We start from the raw sequence: 12069 nt of genomic DNA, 5'->3' as shown, positions 1-12069 counted from the left end.
ACTAAAAAATAGGTAAAAATAAGAAAAATATGATATACTAACCTAAAAGAAGGAGGATTTATGGCTACCTTAAAAGACATTGCACAGCTAACCTCTGTCTCTATCGCGACCGTATCCCGTGTCCTCAATCGCGACCAGAGTCTATCTGTTACAGAAGAAACCCGACACCGTATTTTAACTGTCGCTGAAGAGCTGGGCTATACCAAGCACCTCAAGACAGGCGAATCCCATAAGCCCAAGCAGAAAATTGCCATTATCCAATGGGTCAGCGAGCAGGGGGAGCTAGACGACCTCTACTACTACCAGATTCGTCTCGGTATTGAAAAAAGAGCCCAAGAGTTGGACTATGATATCTTGCGCTATTTTAATGACCATCCTTTTACACTGAGTGAGGAAGTAATCGGGATACTCTGTATTGGAAAGTTCAGCCGAGCTCAGATTTCTGCCTTTGAAGAATACCAAAAACCCCTGGTCTTTTTAGACAGCGATACACTTTCATTGGGACATACCTGCATTATTACGGACTTTTACACTGCTGTGAAACAAGTTGTAGTCCATTTCCTCAGTCAGGGACTGGATCGGATTGGCATTCTAACAGGCCTTGAGGAAACAACCGACCAAGAAGAAATCATTGAGGATAAGCGGCTAGAAAATTTCAAAGACATTACCCAAGCAAAAGGAATCTACCATGAAGAACTGGTCTTTCAAGGGATCTTTACTGCCCAGTCTGGCTATGACTTGATGAAGGAGGCCATTCACAAGCTAGGAGAACAACTCCCACCAGCCTTTTTCGCTGCCAGCGATAGTTTAGCCATCGGCGCCCTCCGTGCTCTCCAAGAAGCTGGAATCAGCCTACCAGACCGCGTCAGCCTCATTTCTTTTAACGACACTAGCCTGACCAAGCAGGTCTATCCTCCTCTTTCTAGCATTACCGTCTATACCGAGGAAATGGGCCGAGCAGGTATGGATATTCTTAACAAGGAAGTTCTACACGGTCGCAAAATCCCTAGCCTGACCATGCTGGGAACCAGACTGACCTTGAGGGAAAGTACAAGGAATGAATAGGATAACAAAACGACCTCTAGCGAGGTCGTTTTTCTAATGATGATGCCCATGCTTCTGCTCTAATTCTCTCACCCTCCGCTTATGTTGCGCATGATTGCTTTGACTGCTATCCACTTCAATAGTGATATTCTGCACGCCTCTTTCTTCTAAAAATTGACGCACCACTTCTTTGGTCTCCATCATCTGTTCCCAATCCCAGATACAAATGTGGACAACAGCATTGTTCTCTAAACCGTCCATGGACCAAATGCTAAGTTGGTTGACACTTTTGACATTGGGTAGAGCCTCTAAATCTTTCTCCAAATCACTTGTCTCGACCCCTTCTGGCACAGCATCTAGGAAAATTTTTAGCGCGCTCCAAAAGCGAGGAATGGCTTTCGATAGAATAAAGATAGAAATAACTAGAGACAAAAGCGGATCAAGGATATACCAGTCTGTATACCGAAGGATAATCGCCATTAGGATGACGGCCAACCAACCAAGAGTGTCTTCCAAAAAATGCAAGCTAAGAATTGACTCGTTCTTTGTCTTTCCTTTACGGACTACTAGACTAGCTAGCACATTAATAGCCACTGCAATGATTCCCAGCCAGAGGATACCATTTTCATTAACGGGTTGAGGGTGAACGATCTTTGTGATATTTTCCAAAATCACTAGGACAGACCCTATCATAAGAATCACAGCCGTTAGCATGGCCCCTAAAAGACTAAAACGTTTGTAACCCAAGGTGTACTGCCTATCTTCTTCACGGTTTGAAATTGTTTCTAAAAAGGCTGAGATGCCAATGGCTATAGCATCTCCCAAGTCATGAACAGAATCAGCAAGAACTGCACTCGAACCAAAGATTCCTCCTGCGATAAACTCGACTATCGCATAGCTTAAATTTAAGAAAAAAGCTAACCAGATAGATGTTTTAGAACTCATTTCTCTCCCTCCTTTGGTATAATGGGTATATACATACTTCCTTCATTTGTATTATCTAATAAAATCTAAAGAAAGGATAGAAGCAAACTGTCAGCCATGTTCAGTTCTGAACAGTTTGTCTCAAGTGTCTATATGCCAAATAGAGACCGTCGAGTCAGCAAGACTAAACAAGCTATCTATCAAGCTTTTTTACAACTTTTGAACGACAAAGGCTATGATGCTACTACTGTCCAAGATATCATTGACTTGGCAGATGTTGGGCGCTCAACCTTTTACTGTCACTACGAGAGCAAGGAACTGCTTTTAGATGAACTCTGTCGCTACCTCTTTCATCATCTCTTTGAAAGGGAAGAACACTTTACTACCGAGGACTACCTCACACATATCTTTTCACATTTTCAGAAAAACCAGGACCGTGTCACCAGTCTCCTTTTTTCCAAAAACGACTACTTCCTCCGCCAACTACACAAGGAACTCGAACACCACGTCTATCCCATGGTGGCGGATGACTTGCAAGAGGCCTATCCAAACATTCCGGCCTCCTACCTCCAGCATTTTGTTGTGACGAACTTTATCGAGACCCTAACTTGGTGGCTAAAAAAAGGAAAATCCTATACCGAAGACCAAGTGGTGAGATTTTACCTTGATGTAATCGAGATGACCTCTATAACTCCACTTGATAACTAAGCCTGTAACTCAGAAAGGAACCAACTATGTTAACTTCGATGATTCTAGGAATACTAACAATTGTACTAGCTCTCGCCTTCTCACTGCTTCACCTTGCTGCTGCTTTTTCAGCCATGAAACAAAAGAACTACAGTTTGGGAAACAAGTGTATCTTGGTCGGCAGTTGCCTCACTTCTCTGGCTCTAGCCATCTTTTACTTCGTCCCACTTGCAACCATTCTTCTATGGATTGTGGGTTCGAGTATCGTCTGCTATGGTGCCTACTGGAACGGGCGACAGCAAGAAAACCAACATATATCGCACCACATCGTTCGTATAACGAGCGCTATTATCATTACGGTATTATTCATTTTGCTCTAACACAAAAAAGGATCATCTGATCCTTTTTTACTTTTTAAGCACTCTTTGCTACCTTGCTCCACTGATACCAACCAACGAGACTATTGATCAAGTAAATCAGGTATTTTCCTTGAATTTGCAAGCTTTCTCCCCACCAGAGATAGATTGAAAAGACATTGGTAGCTGCCCAGAATATCCATTGCTCACGGTAAACAGCTGTCATGAGGATTTGCCCAACCCCATTAGTCGCATCAGTGATGGAATCACGATAAGGACGATTGGCTCCGATAGACTGATAAATGAATCCAAATACCAACCACCAAAGAACACTAATGGAAAGATACTTGGTCCAACCCTTGCCATCCAGTTTACGCGCGACAAACTCCTGCTTTTCTTTCTTAAACTGTGCCTGGTAGATCCAAACTAGAAGTCCAATTAGCTGCATGACCGTAAAGTAAAGTGTCGTTAACACCTCACCATAAAAGCCTTTCTGCAAAGCCAAGATAAGGTAAATGACAGAGTTAATCAAACCAAAAAGGTAATTACTTGCTCGACCTTCAGCTTCTCAAAGAGCAGAAAAAAGGTTAGTAAGGCTTGAGAGATGAATCATTTTAAAGGCAAACAATTCCAACAAGACGTCATCATTGTCGCTGTTGGTTATTACCTACGTTACAATCTGAGCTATCGTGAAGTTCAGGAATTGCTTTATGACCGTGGAATAAATGTTTGTCACACTACGATTTATCGGTGAGTTCAAGAATACAGTAAAATCCTCTATCATCTCTGGAAAAAGAAAAATAAACAGTCCTTCTATTCGTGGAAAATGGATGAAACCTATATCAAAATTAAGGGGCGTTGGCATTATCTCTATCGAGCGATTGATGCGGACGGTTTAACATTGGATATCTGGTTACGAAAGAAACGTCGAGCAGACGATAACAGCTATAAGTTAGAAGATACCGCCTATCAAGAAGATAAAGCACGCAAAGCAGAAACCGAAGATAAGCTAGCTATTGAAGCAATGAAAAGCAAGTACACCACACTATTGCTAGAAAATATGTTGCTAAGTCCGTTTGAAATGCAAGATACAAAAATCATGGCAGGATTGCAAGTCCATGTTTACCCCCTCTATGACGAACTGAAAGAATTAAGAGGGCTAAATAGTGTCAAAGACCACTTGTCCTATGTTGCCAGCAGACGTGAAGAATATTCTAAGCATAATATCGCACGCTACCTCAAAAAAGCCATTGAACAATATCTACCAACGGTTAAAAGGCAGGACTTAAACCATGAGTGAAGACTTAAAAACGATCAAAGAGCTGGCGGATGAGTTGAGTGTTACAAAACAAAATATTCAATATCACTACCAAAGGTTACCAAAAGAATTACAGCTTAAAAGTTCCAATGGGTCTAATCTAATAAATTCTAAAGCAGAAAAAATAATTTTAGGTAAAGTAGAAAGTAGTAGCAAATCAAATACCAAAGACCAACAAATAGAAAAACTAACTAATTTGTTAGACCAGTAACAACGATTAGCCTTGCAAGATAAAAAGTTGCTAGAAGAATACAAGGCGGAAAATGATAACTTAAAAGCCCTCAAAATGCCCTCACAGGAAACAGAATTCAAACACTTAGACAATCAATATAAAGATGAAGTGAACGCTCTTAAAGAGAAGTTGGAAAATTTGCAGGAACAAATCAAAGATCAAAAAAGGATAGAAGAACAAGAAAAACCAATAAAATGGTGGGGACTATGGCGAAAATAGATGATTCAGTTAAAAAGAAAGTTCCAGAATTGTGATTTAAAGGATTCACGGATGAATGGGAACAGCGTAAGTTGGGAGACGAAGTTCGAATAGTGATGGGACAGTCTCCTAATTCAGAAAATTATACTGATGATCCTAATGGGCGCTAAAAATGCGAAGACCTATTTTGTATTAGTCAAACAAAAAATCCAAAAGAAATGGTATATGATTATGACCATGAAACAAAGTAAAATCAAACCGAGTGATCTGAGGAAGCACCCGATGATCATGAAACGTTATTAAACACAAAAGTCACCCATGTGAGTTCTTGCCAGAAGCTGAGGTTAATCCTTCAACCTGGAAAACCCGCAGAGGTGACTTTTTCTATACATCTCGATTTTTCTGGCAATAATCATTAACCGATAAATATGTCTGTGAATCACCCAGCGACTCCGCTATGTCCATAATCCGCGGTGGTAGTAATCCCACTCGCTGGACAAGTTCGTGATTGCTGAACAATTCCCGTGGACTGCCGGCGAAGCCAAACTTCCCGTGTTCCATAACATACACCGACTCAAACTCGGCGGCGACCCAATCCATGTCATGGGTGATGGTCACAACTTGGTGGCCCGAATCAGCCAACTGATGGAAAATTGCGGTCAACTTGCGCCGGCTTTCCCAATCAAGCGACATCATCGGCTCATCAAATAAATAAATCGCCGGATCCACTGCCAAAACTGTGGCAACGCTCAACAGCTTGCGTTCCGACAATGACAGGTCATATGGACTTTCAGCTGTTTTATCATCCAAGCCAACTCTTTTTAGAGCCGCTAAAGCCCGCCTCGTAATCGTGTCGTGGTCATCCATGACCTGCGCGACATTCCACTCCACCTCTCGTTGAACGGTCGGGTTGAAAAGCTGATCGTCAGGATTCTGAAAAGTAATCCCAACCTTCAGTAACTTTTCGACTGGTTTAAGATCATTAAAATTTTCTCCATCGATCTTAATCACACCGGTTTGTGGTGTCAGCAAACCCGTCAACAATTTGAAGAGCGTTGATTTGCCGGCACCATTTTGGCCGACAATCGCCACCATCGGATCGGCGAAGTGTTTGTCTTCAACATCCAAGCTAAAGGACCGTTCCGGATAAGTGAACGTCAGGTGGCTCAGTTCAATTGTGGACATAACGAACCTCCTTCAGATCAGCGTAATTCACCGGATACCGGCCATCAGCCAAGTGCCAATCCATTTTTTGAGCAAGTTGCTGGATTGTCGGGGCTGGAATCTGCCAGTCAGCTGCCAAATGATTAAACACCTCACCCGGCCTGCCCTGGGCTACCATTTGACCCTCGTGCAGCACCCACACAACGTCGGCGACTTCGCACAAATCGTCAATTTCACTGGTGACAATGAAGACAGTCGTCTCTTTGACTTGGGCCAGCCATTGGAAAAATTGCCGGCGGCCAAGGGGATCCATCTCACTGGTCGGATCATCCATAATCAAAACAGCCGGATTAGCCACAATCGCCGTGGCAATTGCCAACCGCTGGATCTGACCACCGGAAAGGCTCTCGGGACGCAAATTCAGCTGTTCAATCAGCCCCATTTGCGTGGCAACTTCTTCAACCCGTTTTTGAATCAGTCCTTCAGCCATTCCCTGATTAATCAAGTCAAAGGCGATTTCATCGGCAACCGTGTCTGCCAACCCGCTTAGTTGGCCAGCTGGATTTTGCAGTACAACTCCATTCATGGCATTATAAACGGGCCAATTGTCAGACACTCGCTGGCCAAACATGTGCCAATCGCCCTCAATCTCAGCAGACACAATTTTGGGAATGACCCCTGCCAGAACACGGCACAAAGTCGATTTGCCGGAGTGGCTATTCCCGATAATCCCAACCACCTGGCCGGTATGAACCTCCGCGTTAATCTGACGCAGTTGTGGTTGCTCAGTACCCGGATAACGGGTGGTCAAATTTTCAATTACAATCCGTTTATCTTCGTCCATATCTTCCACCCAATCAATAAAATTGCCAATCCAGTCAGACCAATGTGCAGCGTCCGCGACAGGCGATACACGCGCTGGGAGGTTCTGACAGTCCGGTTGAGATTATCAAAACCTCTCAGTTGGAGAGAAATCGACCGCGTCATCGATTGATCCAATGTCTTAATCACCAATGGAATTAGAACCGGCAGGACTGACTTTAGTTTCTGAATCAACGTTTTTTGCGGATTGGTTCCGCGAACTTTTTGTGCCTGCTGGATTTTCCGCATATTGCGCATCATTTCCGGCAAAATATAACACACCGACATCAGAACGTAGACGGTTTTATAAGACAATCCGGACAGTTCCAAATAGGCCGCGTTTTCTGAAATACTCGTGGTCACCATAAAAAAGCCACTGGTCAAAATAATCACCAATACTCGACAACCCAGAGTGGTGGCGTAAATCAGGCCTTCTTTGTAGAACGACACCCCAAGCACAGAAAACAGCACAGTTTGATTCCGACTGTAAAATAACCCTTGGATGATCAGCATGGTGCAAATCAGAAACAGGCTGAATCCCAGCGCCTTAAAGGTGGTAGAACTCAATTTGGAAAATAACAATAGCAGTGTTGCGACAAGAATTAATCCGGCCTGAAGCAATAAATTCATACTGGCAAAGCTCAACAACGTCATGTCCAAGATGAACAAGAGCTTAGTAATCGGATCGATCACCTGGTACCACTTGAGCTTGACCCGTGACGCTCCAGAAATCAATGTTTTATCAGTCATCATTTATCATCGCTAAAGAAGTGCACCATCCGCTTCGGCAGCTGACGATAGATGAAGAATGCCAGGTAGGCCACGCAGACTTTATCCAAAATATCCAAGACAAACTCATCGGTAAATGAGGCCAGCCACACTGGTACATGATTGGCGACCATTACCGCAAACAATGAGTCACCCCAAGCGATACCGGTCTGACCACCCCAAAAGATGACGTTGAGTGGCGTTGAAATGACAGCTGAAACGATGGCAATAATAATAGCAGAAACAAATACTCGTCGCGCTGACGAGAACCACCCATTGGCGTGCAAAACTCCGACAGCAATCCCAATTCCGATGCTGGTAATCGCATACACGGTTGAAATTGGCGATAAGGTCAGCCCATAGATCACGTTGTTGATGAAACCACTAATGGCACCGGCAACTGGCCCAGCCAACATGCTGGTAAGAAAGGTTCCCAAAGACCCCAGCCAAACGGGCAACTTTAACCCCTCCGCCAAGGCTTTGGCAACATAGTTAATCCCCACGGCAGCGGGAATCAAAGTCATGGTGGCAGCACTTAACTTAAATTTCCACATACTGGTACGATGAATCGGTTCTGTTTTCATAATCTTCTCCTTTTGTTTTTAAAGAGCCGTGTCTGGATAGACTTTCGGACGCAACGCTCTATTATATATCTACTGAACTGTCTATACACAAGATTTCCATCCTTAGTCGACATGAGCTGGAAATCTTTATTTGTTAATTAGTTCACAACACATTATACACCTATTTTGTGAATAGTCAAGTGTATTTACAGTAAAATTTTAGAAAATCCTAAAAATTTCCTCTTATTTTCCATTTTGAAAGACATTCAGTAACTCTAATATCAAAAAAGCCCAGACGACATTGTCTGAGCATTCTTTTCTATAGTCGTTTAAGCAAGTTGAGTTTGACATTTTCAAACTATTTCTTCAACAAACCTTGTTCTTGTAGAAATTCCTTGGCTACTTGTTCTGCTGACTTGCCTTCTACACCAACTTGGTAGTTAAGCTGGCTCATCTGGCTTTCTGTAATTTTACCAGCCAATTTATTAAGCACCGTTTCTAACTCTGGGTGTTTCTTGAGAAGAGCTTCTTTCATGAGTGGTGCCCCTTGATAAGGCGGGAAGAGTTGCTTGTCATCCTCCAAGACCTGTAAATCATAACGTGCCAACTCTGCATCTGTCGAATAGGCATCTGTGATTTGAATATCGCCTGACTGAATTGCCTGATAGCGAAGAGCTGGCTCCATGGTCGCTACGTTGAGATTGAGACCATACATTGATTGCAAGCCCTTATTTCCATCCTCACGATCATTAAATTCGAGAGTAAAGCCTGCCTTCAACTGTCCTTCCACTTTTTTCAAGTCCGAAATGGTCTTCAAGCCATATTCTTGAGCAATCTTTTTCGGAACAGCTACAGCATAGGTATTTTGATAAGACATAGGTTTTAGATAGGCCAGATGATCCTGTTTGGCAATGCCATCACGCGCCACCTGATAAACCTGATCTGGCTCATGACCCACTTTAGGTGATGGCTGAAGCAAACTTTCAGTCACCGTACCAGTAAATTCAGGATAGATATCAATGTCCCCTTTTTTCAGAGCTTCATAGAGGAAGCTTGTTTTCCCAAAATTCGGTTTAACAGTCGCAGTCATACTGGTATTTTCTTCAATCAGCAACTTATACATATTGGCCAAAATTTCGGGTTCTGGTCCCAATTTCCCAGCAATCACCAAGTTTTCTTTCTCTTTTTGAGCCAAAAGGGCTGGACTATAAGACAGACCGAGCAATATGGTCACCAAGGCAAAACCAGAGAAAATCGTTCTCAATTTTGCTTTTTCCATCACTTTTAGTAGGAAGTTAAAGGCAATGGCAAGCACTGCAGAAGAAAGGGCCCCAATCAAAATCAGACTGGTATTATTGCGGTCAATTCCCAAAAGGATAAAGGAACCTAGTCCCCCTGCACCAATCAAGGCAGCCAAGGTTGCCGTACCGATAATCAAAACCGCCGCCGTCCGAATACCAGACATTATGACAGGCATGGCAAGTGGAATTTCAAACTTCTTGAGACGCTCCCACCTGGTCATACCAAAGGCAATCCCAGCCTCTTGCAGACTCGGATCAATTCCCTTCAGCCCAGTAATAGTATTTTGCAAAATCGGGAAAATCGCATAAATCACTAGAGCCGTCAAAGCAGGCAAGGTTCCAATTCCCATCAAGGGAATAAAGAGCCCCAACAAGGCCAGAGACGGGATGGTCTGGAAAATCCCTGCAATCTGCAAGACCCAGTCCGCCAATTTCTCATGATAGCGAAGATAAACAGCCAAGGGAATCGCTATAAAAATAGCTAGTAACAAGGTCAAAAGCGATAACTGCAAATGTTGAGATAGAGCTGTTACCCAATCACCAAAACGCTCCTGAAAAGTTGATATCAAATTAGCCATGAACACTACCTCCAAACAAGTCTGCTACAAAGTCCGTTGCAGGAGCCTTTAAAATCGTCTCAGGATTCGCCACCTGACGAATCTCGCCATCCTGCAAGACAGCAATACGGTCCGCCAATTTCAAAGCTTCATCCGTATCATGGGTCACAAAAATCGTTGTCATACCAAACTCTTTATGCAATTCTTTCGTCAGAACCTGCAACTGTTTTCTCGAAATAGCATCCAAGGCTGAAAAGGGCTCATCCATGAGGAGAATCTTAGGCTGACCAATCATAGCACGGACAATCCCGACCCGTTGCTGTTCTCCGCCAGATAATTCATTAGGTAAACGGTGCCCATAGTCAGCTACCGGTAAACCAACCTTAGCCAAAAGCTCTTCTGTTTTCGTCGCTATTTCTTCCTTAGTCCAGCCCTTCATCTCAGGAATGAGAGCAATATTTTCCGCAACCGTTAGATTGGGAAACAGAGCAATGGCCTGTAAAACATAACCCGTAGAAAGACGAAGTTCACGCTCATCATAGTCTTTGATGCGCTTGCCATCCATATAAATATTTCCATCAGTTGGTTCCAAGAGACGATTAATGATCTTAATCATGGTCGTCTTACCGGACCCAGAAGGTCCAACTAAAACCATGAACTCCCCATTCTCAATCCGTAAATTGACATCTCTCAAGACATCTTTTTCTGTATAGCGTAGCGCTACATTTTTATATTCAATCATTCTTTGTCCTCAATTTAAAATTTTCCTCGATTGGTCAAGTCCTCTACCTTAGGCATGACTTCCTTATTGTCCCAATGCTCCACAATCAAGCCGTTCTCCAAACGGAAGATGTCATACTGAGCATAGGCAACTCCATCAATATGAGTCTGTCCATAGCTAACCACATAGTTTCCTTGTCCCAAAAGCTGGAAAACAAAGTCGAAAGTGACACCATGTTCAGCCACATAGTTTTTATAAGCATCACTTCCTTGGCTAATCTCATGATTATGCTGAATCAGATCGTCTGCCACATAATCATTCCACTGCTCCAGTTCCCCATTTTGGAAAATTTCTGTCAAGAAACGGCGAACCAACTTTTTATTTTCTGCTGTCTTATCCAAATCCTTGATCTTAAAATCTCCAAAAATCTGGTCTAATTGGCCGTTTTCTGGAGCACGATAGTAGTCAATAACATCCCAATGCTCCACGATACGACCATTCTCATCCGCACGGAAAGTATCTGTCGTCACCCATTGAGCTTCCCCACCATTGAGATATTGATGAACATGGACGAAGACTAGATTGCCGTCTTCAATAGTGCGAACAATTTTCATCTCACGCTCGGGATGGCGCTCAAAGAAATTTGCAAAGAAAGCCGCAAACCCTTCTTTCCCATCTGGCACTCCTGTCGAGTGTTGAATGTAGGTATCTCCTACAGACTGGGCCTGAGCCTCAGCAACTCGTCCATCTTGAATAGCATGAATGTATAGGTTGTGAGCATTTTCAACTTGTTTTGACATGATTTATGCCTCATTTTCTTTTAAATTTTCTAAGATGCGTTCTTGATAACTTTCAAATTGACGAATTTCTTCCTCAGTGAATCCTTTATAAAAAATTGCATCCAATTTTTGACTGACACGCTGGCCAATTTCTTTCTGGGACAAACCTTGCTCCGTTAGCTTGACATACTTCTTTCTCTTATCTATTCCACATGGGCTAATGATGACCAGGTTTTGCTCCTCAAGTTTCTTTATCATGGTTGTGAGCGTATTGTTAGCAAGCCCAGTCGCTAGCGCAATATCTGTCGCAGTTGCACAGCCAGTTTCACTATTCCATAAAACCGCTAAAATCTTGCCCTGTTCACTCCGATAAAGAGCCTCAGGATCCTGTCTCAGTAACTTTTGAAAAATCCGCCCATTCAACAAACGAATATGATGGGCTACCAAATGACAATATTTCATGAAACCTCCAATTTATTTCTATATCGATACGAATAAAAAACATTATAATACTTATTATTCCAATTGTCAACTATTTCGATTTAGAACTAATTTTTCTCAGTAAAAAATCTCCTACTCAAGGTAGAAGATTTCAA

The 12069-nt window shown here is 42.9% G+C and carries 14 protein-coding genes and 3 pseudogenes; 7 read left to right on the top strand and 10 right to left on the bottom strand.

Features of this window, described 5'->3' with window-relative positions:
- The first annotated feature begins 60 nt into the window (after window positions 1–60).
- Window positions 61–1065 (top strand): DNA-binding transcriptional regulator GalR, encoded by a 1005-nt coding sequence (gene galR / locus DG474_RS02365; protein ID WP_255778709.1) that lies wholly within the window; start codon window positions 61–63, stop codon window positions 1063–1065.
- A gap of 33 nt (window positions 1066–1098) precedes the next feature.
- Here galR and DG474_RS02360 read toward each other — a convergent pair whose 3' ends face one another.
- Window positions 1099–1989, bottom strand: coding sequence for a cation diffusion facilitator family transporter (locus DG474_RS02360; protein ID WP_255778706.1), 891 nt, complete (start codon window positions 1987–1989; stop codon window positions 1099–1101).
- Window positions 1990–2121: 132 nt separating this feature from the next.
- Here DG474_RS02360 and DG474_RS02355 point away from each other — a divergent pair, with 132 nt between their 5' ends.
- Window positions 2122–2676, top strand: a complete 555-nt coding sequence (locus DG474_RS02355; protein WP_255778954.1) for a TetR/AcrR family transcriptional regulator — start codon at window positions 2122–2124, stop codon at window positions 2674–2676.
- 26 nt (window positions 2677–2702) lie between these two features.
- Window positions 2703–3035 carry a glucuronide permease gene (locus tag DG474_RS02350; protein WP_255778705.1) on the top strand — a complete coding sequence of 111 codons (333 nt, stop codon included), beginning with the start codon at window positions 2703–2705 and terminating at the stop codon, window positions 3033–3035.
- Window positions 3036–3069: 34 nt separating this feature from the next.
- On the opposite strand, the pseudogene pnuC reads toward DG474_RS02350, so the two are convergent.
- A pseudogene (gene pnuC / locus DG474_RS02345) lies at window positions 3070–3576 on the bottom strand (nicotinamide riboside transporter PnuC); the annotation flags it as partial.
- A 39-nt stretch (window positions 3577–3615) separates the two neighbouring features.
- Here pnuC and DG474_RS02340 point away from each other — a divergent pair.
- From DG474_RS02340 to DG474_RS02325, 4 genes and pseudogenes are all read left to right on the top strand, one after another.
- A pseudogene (locus tag DG474_RS02340) lies at window positions 3616–3966 on the top strand (IS6 family transposase); the annotation flags it as partial.
- Between the two features lie 24 nt (window positions 3967–3990).
- Window positions 3991–4311, top strand: a pseudogene (locus tag DG474_RS02335) (DNA replication protein); the annotation flags it as partial.
- Entirely contained in the window at window positions 4304–4540 is a 237-nt protein-coding gene (locus DG474_RS02330) for a hypothetical protein (RefSeq protein ID WP_001287839.1), read from the top strand. The pseudogene DG474_RS02335 and the gene DG474_RS02330, both read left to right, overlap by 8 nt.
- Window positions 4541–4552: 12 nt before the next feature.
- Window positions 4553–4780, top strand: coding sequence for a hypothetical protein (locus DG474_RS02325; RefSeq protein WP_001152920.1), 228 nt, complete (start codon window positions 4553–4555; stop codon window positions 4778–4780).
- Window positions 4781–5143: 363 nt separating this feature from the next.
- Here DG474_RS02325 and DG474_RS02320 read toward each other — a convergent pair whose 3' ends face one another.
- From DG474_RS02320 to DG474_RS02285, 8 genes are all read right to left on the bottom strand, one after another.
- Entirely contained in the window at window positions 5144–5944 is an 801-nt protein-coding gene (locus DG474_RS02320) for an energy-coupling factor ABC transporter ATP-binding protein (protein ID WP_000103848.1), read from the bottom strand.
- Complete coding sequence (locus tag DG474_RS02315; protein ID WP_000343048.1) at window positions 5931–6767, bottom strand: ABC transporter ATP-binding protein; 837 nt, start codon at window positions 6765–6767, stop codon at window positions 5931–5933. Before DG474_RS02315 ends, DG474_RS02320 begins: the two co-directional genes overlap by 14 nt.
- The gene (locus tag DG474_RS02310; protein WP_180364442.1) at window positions 6743–7534 is read right to left on the bottom strand and encodes an energy-coupling factor transporter transmembrane component T; all 792 of its coding nucleotides are present in this window, start codon (window positions 7532–7534) and stop codon (window positions 6743–6745) included. Before DG474_RS02310 ends, DG474_RS02315 begins: the two co-directional genes overlap by 25 nt.
- Window positions 7534–8136 carry a hypothetical protein gene (locus DG474_RS02305; protein WP_042768773.1) on the bottom strand — a complete coding sequence of 201 codons (603 nt, stop codon included), beginning with the start codon at window positions 8134–8136 and terminating at the stop codon, window positions 7534–7536. The genes DG474_RS02310 and DG474_RS02305 overlap by 1 nt, the downstream gene beginning before the upstream one ends.
- Window positions 8137–8473: 337 nt before the next feature.
- Window positions 8474–9994, bottom strand: coding sequence for an ABC transporter permease/substrate-binding protein (locus tag DG474_RS02300; RefSeq protein WP_255778704.1), 1521 nt, complete (start codon window positions 9992–9994; stop codon window positions 8474–8476).
- Window positions 9987–10715, bottom strand: coding sequence for an ATP-binding cassette domain-containing protein (locus tag DG474_RS02295; RefSeq protein WP_255778703.1), 729 nt, complete (start codon window positions 10713–10715; stop codon window positions 9987–9989). Before DG474_RS02295 ends, DG474_RS02300 begins: the two co-directional genes overlap by 8 nt.
- A gap of 14 nt (window positions 10716–10729) precedes the next feature.
- Entirely contained in the window at window positions 10730–11494 is a 765-nt protein-coding gene (locus DG474_RS02290) for a nuclear transport factor 2 family protein (protein ID WP_042902613.1), read from the bottom strand.
- 3 nt (window positions 11495–11497) lie between these two features.
- Window positions 11498–11935 carry a MarR family winged helix-turn-helix transcriptional regulator gene (locus DG474_RS02285; RefSeq protein ID WP_255778702.1) on the bottom strand — a complete coding sequence of 146 codons (438 nt, stop codon included), beginning with the start codon at window positions 11933–11935 and terminating at the stop codon, window positions 11498–11500.
- Window positions 11936–12069: the final 134 nt, after the last annotated feature.

It is taken from the genome of Streptococcus oralis (assembly GCF_024399415.1).
GTDB lineage: Bacteria > Bacillota > Bacilli > Lactobacillales > Streptococcaceae > Streptococcus > Streptococcus oralis_CS.
The sequence above is the reverse complement of the archived record's forward strand: the minus strand, read 5'-3'. Positions and strand labels throughout refer to the sequence as shown.